Source organism: Lelliottia sp. GFLA7, from assembly GCF_056490165.1.
Map to the genome: position 1 here is coordinate 640,139 of NZ_JBWLAQ010000002.1, position 14,586 is coordinate 654,724.

Below are 14,586 nucleotides of genomic sequence, written 5' to 3' on the forward strand. Positions count from 1 at the left end.
CGTTTCTCCGGCTTTTTTCTTCCAGGAGAAAGCCCGCCATGTCGGCCGTTGAGATCTTATCTGCGAGTGAAGTTGAGGTGCGCGACGCCCAGCCTGACGACGTCCACGCGATTGCCGCAATCTATGCCTGGCATGTGTTGAACGGTCGCGCCTCGTTTGAAGAAGTCCCTCCCGCCATTGATGAAATGCGCCAGCGCATGCGCGACATCGCCGCCGAGGGGTTGCCCTGGCTGGTGGCGCTTTATCGTGGTGTGGTGGTGGGTTATTGCTATGCCTCGCTGTATCGCGCTCGCCCTGCCTATCGCTATACGCTTGAAGAGTCGATTTATGTTGATGCCAGCGCTACCGGCCGGGGTTTTGGCAGCGCGCTGATGGATGCGTTGATTGCCCGCTGCGAACAAGGTCACTGGCGACAAATCATCGCGGTGGTGGGTGACGGACACAACAATTCAGGCTCTATTCGCCTGCACAAAAAGCATGGTTTTGAAGTGGCCGGACAGCTCAGAAGCGTGGGCTACAAGAAAGGGAACTGGCGGGATACGCTGATCATGCAGCGTCCACTCAACGACGGTGACTGGACGCTGCCGGAATAATTAATCGTTCTGCGCGGTTTGTTCACCCGCCGAAGAGGAAGCCGAGGCCATTTGCGCGGCTTTTTGCTTTTTATAGCTCAGCGCTGCCGCCGGTACTGGCTGGGCTTTGCCGGTTTCAATCCACGTCCGCAGACGGCTCGCATCTGCAAAGTGGGTGTATTTACCAAAGGCATCCATCACCACCAGCGCCACCGGTTTACCGTTAAACACGGTCCGCATCACCAGACAGTGACCCGCCGCATTGGTAAAGCCCGTTTTGGTTAACTGGATGTTCCAGTTTTCCCGATAAACCAGATGGTTAGTATTGCGGAACGGCAGCGTGTAAGCCGGATTCGCAAACGTGGCCATCTCTTCACGCGTGGTGCTGAGCTGTCCGATCAGCGGATACTGTTTGCTGGCGATCAGCATTTGGGTCAGATCGCGTGCGGTCGACACGTTGTGAATCGACAAACCCGTCGGCTCCACAAAACGCGTATTTTTCATTCCCAGTGATTTCGCTTTCGCGTTCATCGCACGGATAAACGCGTCGTAACCGCCAGGATAATGATGTGCCAGGCTTGCTGCCGCACGGTTTTCCGAGGACATCAATGCCAGCAGCAGCATATTTTTACGGCTGATTTCGCTGTTCAAACGCACGCGAGAGTAAATCCCCTTCATTTCCGGCGTGTGGCTGATATCAACCTTGAGTTTCTCATCCAGCGGCAGCCGTGCATCCAGCACCACCATCGCGGTCATTAATTTGGTAATCGATGCAATCGGACGCACCAGATCCGGGTGACTGGAATAAATCACTTTGTTGGTGTTCAGATCAACAATCATCGCGCTACCAGAAGCAATTTCCGGTTGAGCGGCAGTCGTCAGTGCAGGTGTTTTCGCGATCGCAGGTACGGCAACGGGCACCGCCAGGATCAGCGCAAGGCTAAGTAATGAAACTCGGAATTTCAGCATGGGGGAAACTTCTGATAATTATTCATGCACGTTATGACGTACGCCTCCTGTGAAAACGCGCGGACACAGGCTGGCAAAGGCATGATAGCGGTGCCGGGCGCATGTCGCCAGCGAAGAATCGTGAACAGATGCTGCATTGCTGGCATTTACGCCAGCAATGCATTCAGGTTAGAACAGGCGATAGCCGTAACCCCACAGGATCACCGTCAGCGCCAGCAGCGCCTCGAGCACCAGTACGCCGATAGCCAGCGTCGATCCCGAGAAACTTAACCCTTCCTCTTTATTAATATTCAGGAAGGTCGGGATGCCAACAAACAGCAGATAACCGGTGTAAAACAGCGCAAGAGTGCCGATAAGCGCGCACAGCCAGACCAGCGGATAGAGCGCCACAATGCCACTCATAAACAGCGGTGTTGCCACGTACCCCGCAAAAACCATACACAGCGTTAATGATGGGCGCTGCGGATAGTTACGCGCCATCCAGTAAATGACGCGCCCCATGATCGCCACGCCCGCCAGCATGATGCCGTAGAAGATCACCGCAAGTGCCAGGCCAGTCACCCAGGACAGTTTTACGATGTTGCCATCGCCAAAATTCCAGCCGATTTGCGTGGTTCCAATAAACGCGCATATCACCGGGACTGCCGCCATGAGCAGGACATGGTGCGTGTAATGATGCGCGACCGTTTCGTTCTCACTTCTGATAACGTGCATTTCACGATTGGGATGGGAAAAAAGTCCCCAGACATGGTTCATACAGCCCCCTCATTGTCAGCCCGCAAGCGATACTGTCAGTATAATGCAGGGTTTCGATTATTTTCTGTACAGTTCAAAAAATGCCACGGATATGGAACGGTGTTGGTTGCGACACCATTGATTGGCAGGGTGTATGATTAAAACGGATTCACTGAGGGAGACTACGCTTATCTTATGGATATCAATAATCTGATTGAACAGTACGGATATGTTGCCCTGGTGATTGGCAGCGTGGCAGAAGGTGAAACCATTACCCTGCTTGGCGGTGTGGCTGCCCATCAGGGATTACTGCGCTTCCCGCTGGTGGTTGCCGCTGTTGCGCTAGGCGGCATGATTGGCGATCAGTTGCTTTATCTGCTGGGATTACGCTTTGGTCCTGCGCTTTTGAAACGTTTTAAGAAACATCAAAAGAAGATTAACCGCGCGCAACGCCTGATTCAGCGCCACCCTTATCTGTTCGTTATCGGAACGCGGTTTATGTACGGCTTTCGCATTATCGGCCCGATGCTGATTGGGGCCAGCCGACTGCCACCGAAAATCTTCCTGCCGCTGAATATCATTGGTGCTATCGCCTGGGCGTTGATTTTTACCTCGCTGGGTTACGTCGGTGGTGAAGTGATCGGCCCCTGGCTGCACGATCTCGATCAGCATTTGAAACACTGGATTTGGGTGATTGTGTTCGCGGTGGCGGTGATTGCGGTTCGGCTGTGGCTGAAATACCGGGATAAAGAGCGTGAGTAAATCAGTGCAGTGAGGTATTCCCCTCTCCCGGTAAGAGAGGGGAAGATATCATTCTGCCGGTTTAAACTGCGGGTTTGCGATCATAAATCCGCCATCGACAACAAATGATTGTCCGGTGGTGTAACTGGCGTCGGTGTCGCAGAGCCAGGCCACCAGGCTGGCGATCTCTTTGGTGTGCCCCGGGCGTCCAAGCGGGATTTCTGGCATTGACCCTTCCTGAACTTCGCTGTCATCCATGTCGTTCATCGGCGTCGCTATCGCCCCAGGCGCGACGGCGTTTACCAGAATTTTGTGCTGCACCAGTTCCATTGCCATTGATTTCGTTAAGCCCCCCAGCGCGTGTTTAGCCGCCGTGTAGGCGCTGGCGTCAGGGAGCGGCGTGTGTTCGTGCACGGACGTAATGTTGACGATCCGCCCGCCCTGCCCCTGTTTCACCATCTGCCTGGCCGCTATTTGCGAGCACAAAAACGCCCCATCCACGTCGACGGTGAATATCGCCCGCCAGTCGTCAAATGCCATATCCAGAAACGGCGCTTTAGTCATTGCCCCGGCGTTGTTGACCAGCACATCCAGGCGACCAAACCGGGCGATGAGAGATTTGATCGCCTTTGCACCCTGTGGAAGTTCGCTTAGATCCAGGTGGATGGCTTCGGCGCGCTGACCCCGAGCCTCAATTTCGCGGCAGGTTTTCATCGCCCCTTTTTCATCGGAATGCCAGGTCACACCAATATCAAAACCACGCTCAGCTAACATCAACGCCGTGGTTTTGCCGATCCCTGAATCTGATGCGGTTACAATGGCGACTCGATTTGTTGCAGCCATACTCACCTCCGGAGAAATCACAAAGAGTTAAGTATAGATAATGCTCACTGATTAACTCTGGTGATAACCGCCGCCCAGCGCCGCCGTCAGTTGCAGCGTCGCATCAACATATTGTCCCTTCAGCGCCAGCCCGGCTATTTGCTCCTGCAGCGCCGGGATCTTCGCTTCGCTGACGCGTGAACCGGCAATGATCCCGGCGTTAAATCGGGCCTGCGCGAGCGCGACCACGCGTGCGGCGTCGGCTTCGACGTGCTGCTGTTGCTGGTTTTTATGCATCAATGTTTCGACTTCACTGGCGGCATGCTCTACCTGGTTAACCGCGTCGATCACGGCTTTATTGTAATTTGCCACGCTCAGGTTGCTTTGCGCCTGAGCGATATCCAGATTGGCGTTGAGCCTTCCGCTGTCGAAAATCGGCAGCGTCAATCCTGCCGTAACGCCCATTTGCTGTGCCGATGAGCGGAACAGATCGCTTAAGTGCAGCGCGTCCTGTTGCAGGAAAGCCATCAGATTTACATCCGGATAATAGGCCGCTTTTGCGGCATCGACTTCACTCAGCGACGATTCGATATACCAGTGCGCCTCCTGAAGATCGGGACGGCGTGCCAGCAGTTCATATCCCAGCGTCGCGGGCAGAGAAGCCTCCACCGTCGGCAATGCGTGCGGTTTTAACGCTATTGATGATGCGTGTGTGAGCGCCTGCAGGCGGGCTTCAATGGTTTTCATTCTGCCGTTCACTTCCGCCAGATGTTCATCCGTTTTACTGGAATTGATGTCTGTTTCTACCCCTTCCACGGACGACGTGATTCCTTTCTCATAAAGCTCACGATCGGCACCAATGATATTGCCCTGTTCTTGTTTAATCGCCGCCAATACGTGGCCCATTGCGTTCTGCGTCTGCCACTCCCAGTAAAGACGGGCAACGCTGCTCGCGAGCAATTGCCGGGTTTGCTCCATCTCGGCTTTCTGCGCGTTCACTTTCCCGATGCGAGCCTCAACCCGATCGCGATTTTTCCCCCACAGATCCAAATCCCATCCGGCGGTTAAGCCAAACGTACCGTTGGTATACCACGGGCCCGTCGTTCCCGCAGCCGGGTCGGTAGTGGCAAAGGGCCCCATTAATCCTTCTGCCGACATTTTTTGGCGTTCGGCATTTGCGGAGAAATCAAGCTGAGGACCATCCGCCGATGCGGCCAGTTTTGCCTGCGCCTCCGCCAGCGCAATGCGTTGACGGGCAATTTGCATATCCGGTGCATCGGCCTGAGCCTGGGCAATCAGCGAATCCAGTTGTGGATCGTTATACGCCTTCCACCACGTGTTTTGTGGCCACTGGCTCTGCGCCAGCTGAGTGTTGATTGTCGTCGCCGGCATTTGCTGAGCCAGCGATGCAGACGTGTCGTGGTGCGGCGCACAGGCGGCGAGGATGCAAGAGAGAGGTAAGCTTAAAGAGAAAACAATTGAACGTTTCATGACGTCATTCACATAAAAAGAAAGGCGCAAATTACGCTTGATGCTGACCTTTTTTTTAGTAACCCGTGGCAATCCGCACTTTGTCATACATTCACATAACCAGAAAAATATACACCCTCTAAATAGATGAAAATTCATTATTTATGGCAGTTATAAATCAGCCTTCCGTTCAGGCTGCTACACTTTATTCACTTAAGCTCAATTGGCGAGGGAGAAGGGAATGAAGATTTTACTGTGGGTGGTTCTGATTATTTTCTTGATTGGTTTACTGGTCGTGACGGGCGTCTTTAAGATGATTTTCTGATGATTTTGCCCGTCAGGTATTACGCCTGACGGGCATGTCCTGTGATTACTGGGCTTTCAGCGACGCCCCGTTGGTTGCAATCACTTCTTGATACCAATAGAAACTTTTCTTACGGCTGCGCGCCAGCGTACCGTTGCCGCTGTCATCGCGATCGACATAGATAAAACCATAACGCTTAGATAGCTCAGCTTTCGATGCGCTCACTAGATCGATCGGTCCCCAACTGGTGTAGCCCATCACGTCCACGCCGTCGTCGATCGCCTCGCGCACCTGCACCAGATGGTCGTTGAGATAGCGAATGCGATAGTCGTCCTGCACCACGCCGTCAGCGTCCGGCTTATCCTTCGCACCCAAACCGTTTTCAACGATAAACAGCGGCTTCTGATAACGATCCCACAGCACGTTCAGCAGCGTACGCAGGCCAAGGGGGTCAATTTGCCAGCCCCATTCGGAACTCGCCAGATGCGGATTTGGCACCATGCTCAGAATATTGCCGCGCGCCTGCTGGTTGAGTTCCTCGTCGGTGGTCACGCAGCCGGTCATGTAGTAGCTGAAGGAGATAAAATCGACGGTGGCTTTCAGCGCTTCGCGATCGGCATCGGTGATTTCAAGCGTAATCCCATTATCGCGGAAGAATCGCAGCATATAGCCCGGGTACGCTCCGCGGCACTGTACGTCGCCAAAGAACTGCCACGCGCGGTTTTCCTGTAAGGCTTCCAGCACATCTTCTGGCTTACAGGTCAGAGGGTAAACCAGGCCGCCGAGCAGCATGTTGCCGATTTTGGCATCCGGGATAATCTCATGGCAGGCCTTCACCGCCAGCGCGCTCGCCACCAGCTGATGGTGAATCGCCTGATAAACGTCCGCTTTGCTACTGGTTTCTGGCAGGCCGACGCCGGTCATCGGCGCATGCAGGGACATATTGATTTCATTGAACGTGAGCCACAGCTTCACTTTCTCTTTGTAACGCGCAAATACGGTACGCGCGTAACGCTCAAAGAAGCCGATCGTCTGACGACTGCCCCAGCCGCCGTATTGCTTCACCAGTCCCCACGGCATTTCATAATGCGACAGCGTCACCAGCGGCGTGATGTTGTGCGCCGCCAGCTCGTCAAACAGCTTGTCGTAAAATGCCAGCCCAGCTTCGTTCGGCTGCTGCTCGTCACCGTTCGGGAAGATACGTGTCCAGGCGATCGACACGCGCAGGCAGCTAAAACCCATTTCGGCGAACAGTTTGATATCGTCCGGGTAGCGATGATAGAAATCAATCGCCACATCTTTAATGCCGCTGTCGCCCTCCACGCGCTCGACCACCTTGCCAAATACACCCTGCGGCTGTACGTCAGAGGTCGACAGGCCTTTACCCTCCTCCAGATAAGCGCCTTCTACCTGGTTTGCGGCAACCGCGCCGCCCCACAAAAATGTTTCCGGGAAAGTTTTCATCACGTTCTCCTGTTATTGATGGCTTACGTTTAATAGCGGTGTTCCGGCACTGACGGACGTTGCCGCCACGGTCACCACATCACGGTAATCGTCACTGTTACTGATAATAATGGGGGTCGCCAGATCGTATCCGGCGTCAATAATGGCCTGACGATCGAACTCCAGCAGCAGATCGCCGGGCTGAACCTTGTCTCCCACGGTGACATGCGCGGTGAAGGGCTTGCCGTCGAGCTTCACGGTGTCGATACCGACATGGATCAGCACCTCAATCCCGCTTTCGCTCAGCAGGCCAATGGCATGTTTGGTCTGGAACAACGACGCCACTTCGCCTGCAAACGGGGCAATAACTTTGTTGTCGGAAGGAATAATCGCCACGCCTTGTCCCAGCAAGCCGCTGGCAAAGGTGGTGTCGGGCACCTGATCAAGCGCCAACACCGTTCCGCTCATTGGGGCCAAAACTTCGTTATCGTCTGCGGTTATCACCTGATCATCCTGCGCTGCGCTTTTAGGCATTCCGGCGACCAGGGTCATGACGCAGCTCAAGACCATCGCCACCAGCGTGCCGATAATGCCGCCCCAAAGCGTGGCATTCACGCCACCCGGCGGGATCATCTGCGCCACGGTAAAGATATTGGCAAAGCCAAAGGAGTAAACGTGCGTATCGCTAAAACCTACAATCGCGCCACCCACTGCGCCAGCCACGCAGCCGAAGATAAACGGGCGTCGCAGAGGCAGGTTTACGCCATATACAGCCGGTTCGGTGATGCCGAAAATCCCTGCGGTGACGGAGGAACCCGCTAGCATCTTTTGGCGCGCGTCCTTGGTACGCAGGAATATACCCAGCGCGGCCCCCACCTGCCCCATCACCGCAGGCAGCAGCATTGGCAGCATTGAGTCGTGGCCCAGTACGGCCAGGTTATTGATCATCAGTGGCACCAGCCCCCAGTGCAGCCCGAAGATCACGCAGACCTGCCACAGTGCCCCCATCGCCGCCCCAGCCAGCCACGGTGCCAGAACATAAATCCACTGATAGCCGTTCGCCAGTATCTGGCTCAGCCAGGTTGCGACGGGACCAATAATCAGGAACGTCAGCGGGACGGTCACGACTAAACAGATGAGCGGCGCGAAGAAGTTTTTCATCGACGGCGGTAACAATCTGCTGCTCTGCTTTTCCAGCCAGCAACTCACCCACGCGGCAAGAATGATGGGAATAACCGAGGAGCTGTAGTTAAACCAGGTCACGGGAATCCCCATGAATGCCTCTGATACCGCGCCCACCTGCTGGCTGGCTTCAAATGCCTGAATCATCATCGGATGCGTGAGCGCCCCGCCGATAACCATGGTGATAAACGGATTGCCGCCAAACTTTTTACCGGCGGTATAGCCCAGCACCAGCGGGAAGAAGAAGAACAGCGCATCGCTTGCCGCGAACCAGATTTTGTACGTTCCGCTGTCGGTCGAGAGCCAACCGCAGACCACCGCCAGCGCCAGCAACCCTTTCAGAATACCGGAGGCCGCCAGAACGCCGAGAAACGGGGTGAAAATACCGGAAACGATATCAATCAGACGGCCCAGCAGATTGCCTTTATCACCCTGTTCATCCGACGCAACGGGGGTATCGTCCGTCAGGCCTGCTTCTGCTCGCACCGCCTGCCAGACGTCGTGAACGTGATTACCGATAACCACCTGAAATTGACCGCCGCTTTCGACAACCATAATCACGCCCGGATTTTGCTTCAGCCCTTGCGCATCGGCCTTTTGATTCTCTTTTAATTTGAAACGAAGTCGGGTGGCACAATGAACCAGACTGACGATATTCTCTTTGCCCCCAACGTGGGCAAGAATATCCTTCGCCAAAGCTTGGTATTCCATGTCGATTTCCTTACATCTGATGCCCGCAGGCACCGGTTGACTGAGTATAAAAATAAAAAAACCCGAGAACGTCTTCCTCTCAGAAGCCGCGCTCAGGTTTTGCCTGCGTTATGCAGTAACAATCCATTTTTAGGGCTTAACGCCCTTCTTTTCTCACCCGTTCAATATGAATGGCGAGGAACATAATTTCTTCGGTCGTCAGCTCGCGCTGATAGCTATTCTGCAAGTGCTGCCCAATTTTCTCAGCGCACTTCCACGCTTTAGCGTAGTTATCCTTCACCGCTGTATGCAGCGACACATCGTCGTCCTGCACCACGGTACGGGTCAGCATTCGTTGGGCAAAGAACTTCAAATGCGTCACAAAACGTTGATAGCTGAGTGACTCTTCGTCGTACTCCAGCTGCAGCTGATATTTCACCAGCTGCAAGATTTCCTGCATCACGCGGGTCACGTGCATCACTTCCGGCATTTCGCTATTGAGCTGTGCCGTCACCAGATGCAGGGCGATAAAACCGGCTTCATCTTCGGCGAGTTGGACACCCAACCGTTTGGCGATAATGGCGCGAGCCTCCTGGCCTAGGGCGAATTCTTTCGGATACAGACGTCGAATTTCCCACAACAATACGTTTTTGATAGCGACCCCTTTCTTTTGCCGCTCGATGGCAAAGTTACAGTGGTCCGTTAACGTGATGTAGAGGCTATCCTGCAATTTTCCGAGTCGCTGCGCCGCCAGCCCAATAATGCGATCGCAGGTGGTCATCACTTCAAGAGGAATTTGACTGAGTAATTCCCCAAGCCGTCCGACCAGTTCATCGCTTTGCAGCGCGAACACTTTCTCTATTTTATCTGCATGCAGATCTTCACCGACGCGTTTCTGGAAGGCCAGCCCACGGCCCATCACGACCTGCTCACGCCCATGCTCATCCAGAACAACCACCACATTATTATTAAGAATTTTGGCGATTTTCATTGGAACCCTAGAAACAAAAAAACCTGACCTCCGACAAATGCCAGAAAATCAGGTTTTGCCTGCCGTAGCAGTAACAATCCAGTTTTGTCACTCTATCACTTTCATTCATGGCCTCAATGCGTCACGCGTAAAAATGTGATTTAGATCGTGATCAGTCTCACCGGAAAGAGGGTTTTATTTGGACTGGATGACGCGGGCAATATCCGCTGACGTTTGCAGCGTGCGGATTTCATGAAATAACCCCAGCGCCTCATCGTATTCTTTGCGTAAATAACTCAGCCACTGTTTGATACGCGCAACGTGATAGAGCCCGGTATCACCCTGCTTTTCGAGGCGGGTATATTTTTGCAGCAGTGTCACCACGTCAGGCCACGGCATACGGGGGTCGTTATATTTTATCACCCGGCTCAGATTTGGAATGTTGAGGGCACCGCGCCCGATCATCACCGAGTCACAGCCCGTTGCGTGTAGACAGGCTTGCGCACTTTCGTGATCCCAAATTTCACCGTTGGCGATAACAGGAATATTCAGCCGTTGGCGAATGTCGCGGATCGCCTGCCAGTTAATGCGCTCCGCTTTGTAGCCGTCTTCTTTGGTACGCCCGTGAACGACCAGTTCGGTCGCACCGGCCTGCTGAACAGCATCCGCAATCTCAAACTGGCGATCGCCACTGTCCCAGCCCAAACGCACTTTTACCGTGACGGGCAGATGAGAAGGCACGGCTTCACGCATCGCTTTCGCGCCGCGATAAATCAGCTCAGGATCTTTAAGCAGCGTTGCGCCGCCCCCGCTACCGTTAACCATTTTTGACGGGCAGCCGCAGTTGAGATCCACACCATAAGAGCCCAGCTCCACGGCGCGCGCAGCGTTTTCCGCCAGCCACTCGGGGTATTGGCCTAGAAGCTGAATGCGAACCAGAGTGCCTGACGTCGTCCGACTCTGACGATGCAATTCCGGGCAGAGTCGATAAAACGACTTTGCGGGCAACAGCATATCGACCACACGCAAAAACTCGGTGACGCAGAGATCGTAATCATTAACCTCGGTCAGCAGCTCTCGCACCAGTGAGTCGAGCACACCTTCCATCGGCGCCAGTAATACACGCATTCTCAATACCTGTGAAAAAAGACGCGCTATGGTAGCCGCTCTCCTGGCGCGTGGAAAGGGCTGATTAACGCACGTCCCGAGGCTATATCACGTAAACACAAAACCAATAACCACCACGATGGCAAGCACCAGCGAAATGATGGCGGGCCCCGTCATAAACGCGTGCACTGTCAGTTTTTCTTCTTTCTTAATGGAAGCAAATCGCGCAAGGGCGCTTTTCTCATCTGAAGCAATAATTTCTTCAAACTGCTTTTCGTAGCCCTGTTCTTTTAATGTAGACGCGGCGTCAATATCGGCTGCTGGTCGTGCGTGAACCGCGCTGCCCTTTTTGAAAATGAAATATTCTGGCATGGTGATCTCCTGCCTGAGGGGGAGATTTATCATATCATTACCGCCGAAAAACCACCCAGTACTACACTGTTTTCTATCGTCTTTACCCTTAATTCTGGGGAAGTGCCTGACGTTCCAAATAGGAATGTCTGGTATGCTCAAATTTCATGATGTGATCCGTAGCACGTTTCCAGGTTTAATTGTATGATGAATTCGTTTCATCAAGGACTTTCACCATGATCAAAGCACTCAATACTGTCTGGCAATATCTGCGCGCGTTTATCCTTATTTACGCTTGCCTCTATGCAGGAATTTTCGTCGCATCCCTGCTGCCTATCACCATTCCGGGCAGCATAATCGGCATGCTGATTATGTTTTTGCTGCTGGCACTGCAAATTCTGCCCGCAAAGTGGGTCAACCCGGGATGCTTCGTGCTGATTCGCTATATGGCGCTGCTGTTCGTGCCGATCGGCGTGGGGGTGATGCAGTATTACGATGTGCTGAAAGCCCAGTTTGGTCCGATTGTGGTCTCATGCGCCATCAGCACGCTGGTGGTGTTCCTGGTGGTGAGCTGGAGTTCACATCTGGTGCATGGCGAACGTAAAGTGGTAGGGCAAAAAGGAAACCAAAAATGATGGCCAATATCTGGTGGTCACTGCCGTTGACGCTGGTGGTTTTCTTCGCCGCCCGGAAACTTGCCGCCCGTTTTAAAATGCCGCTGCTCAACCCGCTGTTGGTCGCCATGGTGGTGATTATTCCCTTCCTGCTGATCACCCATATTCCTTACGAGCGCTACTTTGCGGGCAGCAAAATTTTGAACGATCTGTTGCAGCCTGCGGTCGTTGCCCTGGCTTTTCCGCTCTACGAACAGCTTCACCAGATCCGCGCACGCTGGAAATCCATTATCACGATCTGCCTGATTGGCAGCGTAGTCGCGATGGTGACAGGGACATCAGTTGCCCTGCTGATGGGCGCTTCGCCGCAGATCGCCGCCTCAATATTACCGAAATCCGTGACCACGCCGATTGCGATGGCGGTGGGTGGCAGCATTGGTGGCATTCCCGCTATTAGCGCAATGTGCGTGATTTTTGTCGGTATTTTGGGTGCCGTATTTGGACACACGCTGCTCAATTTAATGCGCATTCGAACCAAAGCGGCGCGTGGGCTGGCTATGGGAACCGCATCGCATGCGCTCGGCACAGCGCGTTGTGCGGAACTGGATTATCAGGAAGGCGCGTTTAGCTCTTTAGCCCTGGTGATTTGTGGGATCATGACATCGCTCATTGCACCGTTCTTATTCCCGATCATTCTGGCCGTGGTGGGCTAAAATTTGCGATGCGTCGCGCAATTTTCATTTTGATTTCATAAGTTGCATACATAATGAGAACTGGATCACATATAAAGCGGTAGTGGCTCCGTAAACTACCGATCCATTAACCTTTATGAGGCATTGCCATGTACCCACGTTTTCAATCTGCTTTCGCCCAGCTCGCCGAGAATTTGCAATCAGCCCTGGCTCCGGTTCTGGCGGATGAGCACTTCCCCGCCCTGCTGACGGCTGAGCAGGTCACGATGCTTAAACAGGCTACGGGACTGGACGAAGACGCGCTGGCTTTCGCACTGCTCCCGCTGGCTGCCGCCTGCGCAAGAGCTGACCTTTCCCACTTCAACGTTGGCGCCATCGCGCGCGGCGTGAGTGGCACTTGGTATTTCGGTGGGAACATGGAGTTCCTGGGCGCGACGATGCAACAAACTGTCCACGCCGAGCAGAGCGCGATTAGTCACGCCTGGCTTCGCGGTGAACACGCTCTGAAAGCCATCACCGTTAACTACACCCCTTGCGGTCACTGTCGCCAGTTTATGAATGAGCTGAACAGTGGTCTGGAACTGCGCATTAATCTGCCGGGTCGTGAGCCGCATACCCTGGGTGATTACCTGCCGGATGCCTTTGGTCCGAAAGACCTCGACATCAAAACGCTGCTGATGGATGAGCAGAACCACGGTTATGCGTTAACGGGCGATGAACTGACGCAGTCTGCCATTGCCGCCGCCAATAAAAGTCACGCGCCGTACAGCCAGTCACCGAGTGGCGTTGCGCTGGAGTGCCGTGATGGCCGTATTTTCTCTGGCAGTTATGCCGAGAACGCCGCATTTAACCCAACCCTGCCACCGCTGCAAGGTGCCCTGAATTTACTGAGCCTGAACGGCTACGATTATCCAGATATTCAGCGCGCGATCCTCGCTGAAAAAGCTGATGCACCTCTGATTCAGTGGGATGCCACCGCGGCAACCCTGAAAGCGCTGGGCTGTTCTAACATTGATCGCACCCTGTTGGCGTAATCCTTCTTTGCGGGCAGAAATGCCCGCGAAACTGATGAAAATCCCCTCAATCAAATCGCAGTTTCTTGCGCTTCCCAGGCGGGTAAAGTAGCCTGAGTGAAATTTCACCCACGGACGAGTCATCTTCATGTTAAAGCGTGTGTTTTACAGCCTGTCTGTCCTGGTCGGCATACTGCTGTTGGCTGCGCTCGGCCTCGACCGCTGGATGAGCTGGAAAACCGCCCCTTATATTTTTGACGATTTACAGGACCTGCCTTATCGACAGGTTGGCGTGGTGCTGGGGACGGCAAAATATTATCGTACCGGCGTGATCAATCAGTATTACCGCTACCGCATTCAGGGCGCGCTAAATGCCTACAACAGCGGCAAAGTGAATTACCTGCTGTTAAGCGGCGACAATGCCCAGCAGAGCTATAACGAACCCATGACCATGCGCAAAGATTTGATTGCCGCAGGTGTCGACCCCGCTGATATCGTTCTGGATTATGCCGGTTTCCGTACCCTGGATTCTATCGTGCGTACGCGCAAAGTATTTGATACCAATGATTTCATTATCATCACTCAGCGTTTCCACTGCGAGCGTGCGCTCTTTATTGCGCTACATATGGGCATTCAGGCCCAGTGCTACGCCGTACCGTCTCCAAAAGATATGCTCAGCGTCCGCGTACGTGAGTTTGGCGCTCGCTTTGGTGCGCTCGCCGACCTGTATCTCTTCAAGCGTGAACCACGCTTCTTAGGTCCGCTGGTGCCTATCCCTGAGTTGCACGAAGTGCCCGAAGGCGCGCAGGATTATCCGGCAGTAACACCCGAGCAACTTCTGGATCTACAGATAAAAGACAAGAAATAAGAAAACAAAAAAGCCCGCTATCTCAGCGGGCTTTTTTTGGACT

Annotated in this window: 16 protein-coding genes; 7 read left to right on the forward strand and 9 right to left on the reverse strand. The window is 53.8% G+C overall.

Going from position 1 to position 14,586, the window contains the following annotated elements; translation table 11 throughout:
- The first annotated feature begins 38 nt into the window (after window positions 1–38).
- On the forward strand, window positions 39–593 hold the full coding sequence (locus tag AC07RN_RS08625; RefSeq protein ID WP_015959731.1) for a GNAT family N-acetyltransferase: 555 nt from the start codon (window positions 39–41) through the stop codon (window positions 591–593).
- Here AC07RN_RS08625 and pbpG read toward each other — a convergent pair whose 3' ends face one another.
- Complete coding sequence (gene pbpG, locus AC07RN_RS08630) at window positions 594–1,541, reverse strand: D-alanyl-D-alanine endopeptidase (RefSeq protein ID WP_015959732.1); 948 nt, start codon at window positions 1,539–1,541, stop codon at window positions 594–596.
- 168 nt (window positions 1,542–1,709) lie between these two features.
- A complete protein-coding gene (locus tag AC07RN_RS08635) occupies window positions 1,710–2,297 on the reverse strand; it encodes a Yip1 family protein (RefSeq protein ID WP_015959733.1) in 588 nt (195 codons plus the stop codon).
- Between the two features lie 174 nt (window positions 2,298–2,471).
- Here AC07RN_RS08635 and AC07RN_RS08640 point away from each other — a divergent pair, with 174 nt between their 5' ends.
- Window positions 2,472–3,038: a DedA family protein gene (locus AC07RN_RS08640; RefSeq protein ID WP_235133708.1), complete on the forward strand. Its 567-nt coding sequence runs from the start codon at window positions 2,472–2,474 to the stop codon at window positions 3,036–3,038.
- 48 nt (window positions 3,039–3,086) lie between these two features.
- Here the strand turns inward: AC07RN_RS08640 and AC07RN_RS08645 are convergent, their stop codons facing one another.
- Together AC07RN_RS08645 and mdtQ are read right to left on the reverse strand one after the other, a co-directional pair.
- Window positions 3,087–3,860, reverse strand: a complete 774-nt coding sequence (locus AC07RN_RS08645) for an SDR family oxidoreductase (RefSeq protein ID WP_478336137.1) — start codon at window positions 3,858–3,860, stop codon at window positions 3,087–3,089.
- A gap of 51 nt (window positions 3,861–3,911) precedes the next feature.
- Window positions 3,912–5,330, reverse strand: coding sequence for a multidrug resistance outer membrane protein MdtQ (gene mdtQ, locus AC07RN_RS08650; RefSeq protein ID WP_478336138.1), 1,419 nt, complete (start codon window positions 5,328–5,330; stop codon window positions 3,912–3,914).
- Between the two features lie 220 nt (window positions 5,331–5,550).
- On the opposite strand from mdtQ, the gene yohP reads away from it, so the two are divergent.
- On the forward strand, window positions 5,551–5,634 hold the full coding sequence (gene yohP, locus AC07RN_RS08655) for a small membrane protein YohP (RefSeq protein ID WP_150099619.1): 84 nt from the start codon (window positions 5,551–5,553) through the stop codon (window positions 5,632–5,634).
- Between the two features lie 45 nt (window positions 5,635–5,679).
- Here yohP and AC07RN_RS08660 read toward each other — a convergent pair whose 3' ends face one another.
- The 5 genes from AC07RN_RS08660 to AC07RN_RS08680 all read right to left on the reverse strand — a co-directional run bounded on the left by AC07RN_RS08660 (window position 5,680) and on the right by AC07RN_RS08680 (window position 11,377).
- Window positions 5,680–7,077, reverse strand: coding sequence for a glycoside hydrolase family 1 protein (locus AC07RN_RS08660; protein WP_015959737.1), 1,398 nt, complete (start codon window positions 7,075–7,077; stop codon window positions 5,680–5,682).
- 12 nt (window positions 7,078–7,089) lie between these two features.
- Complete coding sequence (gene bglF, locus AC07RN_RS08665) at window positions 7,090–8,949, reverse strand: PTS beta-glucoside transporter subunit IIABC (RefSeq protein ID WP_478336139.1); 1,860 nt, start codon at window positions 8,947–8,949, stop codon at window positions 7,090–7,092.
- A gap of 136 nt (window positions 8,950–9,085) precedes the next feature.
- Window positions 9,086–9,919, reverse strand: coding sequence for a transcriptional antiterminator BglG (gene bglG, locus AC07RN_RS08670; RefSeq protein ID WP_478336140.1), 834 nt, complete (start codon window positions 9,917–9,919; stop codon window positions 9,086–9,088).
- A 174-nt stretch (window positions 9,920–10,093) separates the two neighbouring features.
- Window positions 10,094–11,026 (reverse strand): tRNA dihydrouridine(16) synthase DusC, encoded by a 933-nt coding sequence (dusC, locus tag AC07RN_RS08675; RefSeq protein WP_478336141.1) that lies wholly within the window; start codon window positions 11,024–11,026, stop codon window positions 10,094–10,096.
- Between the two features lie 87 nt (window positions 11,027–11,113).
- Window positions 11,114–11,377, reverse strand: a complete 264-nt coding sequence (locus AC07RN_RS08680) for a hypothetical protein (protein ID WP_449555089.1) — start codon at window positions 11,375–11,377, stop codon at window positions 11,114–11,116.
- Window positions 11,378–11,592: 215 nt separating this feature from the next.
- On the opposite strand from AC07RN_RS08680, the gene AC07RN_RS08685 reads away from it, so the two are divergent.
- The 4 genes from AC07RN_RS08685 (at window position 11,593) to sanA (ending at window position 14,543) form a co-directional block, all read left to right on the forward strand.
- A complete protein-coding gene (locus AC07RN_RS08685) occupies window positions 11,593–11,991 on the forward strand; it encodes a CidA/LrgA family protein (protein WP_407438132.1) in 399 nt (132 codons plus the stop codon).
- Window positions 11,988–12,683, forward strand: coding sequence for a CidB/LrgB family autolysis modulator (locus tag AC07RN_RS08690; RefSeq protein ID WP_186752519.1), 696 nt, complete (start codon window positions 11,988–11,990; stop codon window positions 12,681–12,683). Before AC07RN_RS08685 ends, AC07RN_RS08690 begins: the two co-directional genes overlap by 4 nt.
- 128 nt (window positions 12,684–12,811) lie before the next feature.
- A complete protein-coding gene (cdd, locus tag AC07RN_RS08695; RefSeq protein ID WP_478336142.1) occupies window positions 12,812–13,696 on the forward strand; it encodes a cytidine deaminase in 885 nt (294 codons plus the stop codon).
- A 127-nt stretch (window positions 13,697–13,823) separates the two neighbouring features.
- Window positions 13,824–14,543 (forward strand): outer membrane permeability protein SanA, encoded by a 720-nt coding sequence (sanA, locus tag AC07RN_RS08700; protein ID WP_015959745.1) that lies wholly within the window; start codon window positions 13,824–13,826, stop codon window positions 14,541–14,543.
- The last annotated feature ends 43 nt before the right edge of the window (window positions 14,544–14,586 follow it).

Bases quoted from the DNA above. Each gene is read 5' to 3' on its own strand.
- AC07RN_RS08625 (WP_015959731.1), top strand. From the start codon at position 39: ATGTCGGCCGTTGAGATCTTATCTGCGAGTGAAGTTGAGGTGCGCGAC.
- pbpG (WP_015959732.1), bottom strand. From the start codon at position 1,541: ATGCTGAAATTCCGAGTTTCATTACTTAGCCTTGCGCTGATCCTGGCG.
- AC07RN_RS08635 (WP_015959733.1), bottom strand. From the start codon at position 2,297: ATGAACCATGTCTGGGGACTTTTTTCCCATCCCAATCGTGAAATGCAC.
- AC07RN_RS08640 (WP_235133708.1), top strand. From the start codon at position 2,472: ATGGATATCAATAATCTGATTGAACAGTACGGATATGTTGCCCTGGTG.
- AC07RN_RS08645 (WP_478336137.1), bottom strand. From the start codon at position 3,860: ATGGCTGCAACAAATCGAGTCGCCATTGTAACCGCATCAGATTCAGGG.
- mdtQ (WP_478336138.1), bottom strand. From the start codon at position 5,330: ATGAAACGTTCAATTGTTTTCTCTTTAAGCTTACCTCTCTCTTGCATC.
- yohP (WP_150099619.1), top strand. From the start codon at position 5,551: ATGAAGATTTTACTGTGGGTGGTTCTGATTATTTTCTTGATTGGTTTA.
- AC07RN_RS08660 (WP_015959737.1), bottom strand. From the start codon at position 7,077: ATGAAAACTTTCCCGGAAACATTTTTGTGGGGCGGCGCGGTTGCCGCA.
- bglF (WP_478336139.1), bottom strand. From the start codon at position 8,949: ATGGAATACCAAGCTTTGGCGAAGGATATTCTTGCCCACGTTGGGGGC.
- bglG (WP_478336140.1), bottom strand. From the start codon at position 9,919: ATGAAAATCGCCAAAATTCTTAATAATAATGTGGTGGTTGTTCTGGAT.
- dusC (WP_478336141.1), bottom strand. From the start codon at position 11,026: ATGCGTGTATTACTGGCGCCGATGGAAGGTGTGCTCGACTCACTGGTG.
- AC07RN_RS08680 (WP_449555089.1), bottom strand. From the start codon at position 11,377: ATGCCAGAATATTTCATTTTCAAAAAGGGCAGCGCGGTTCACGCACGA.
- AC07RN_RS08685 (WP_407438132.1), top strand. From the start codon at position 11,593: ATGATCAAAGCACTCAATACTGTCTGGCAATATCTGCGCGCGTTTATC.
- AC07RN_RS08690 (WP_186752519.1), top strand. From the start codon at position 11,988: ATGATGGCCAATATCTGGTGGTCACTGCCGTTGACGCTGGTGGTTTTC.
- cdd (WP_478336142.1), top strand. From the start codon at position 12,812: ATGTACCCACGTTTTCAATCTGCTTTCGCCCAGCTCGCCGAGAATTTG.
- sanA (WP_015959745.1), top strand. From the start codon at position 13,824: ATGTTAAAGCGTGTGTTTTACAGCCTGTCTGTCCTGGTCGGCATACTG.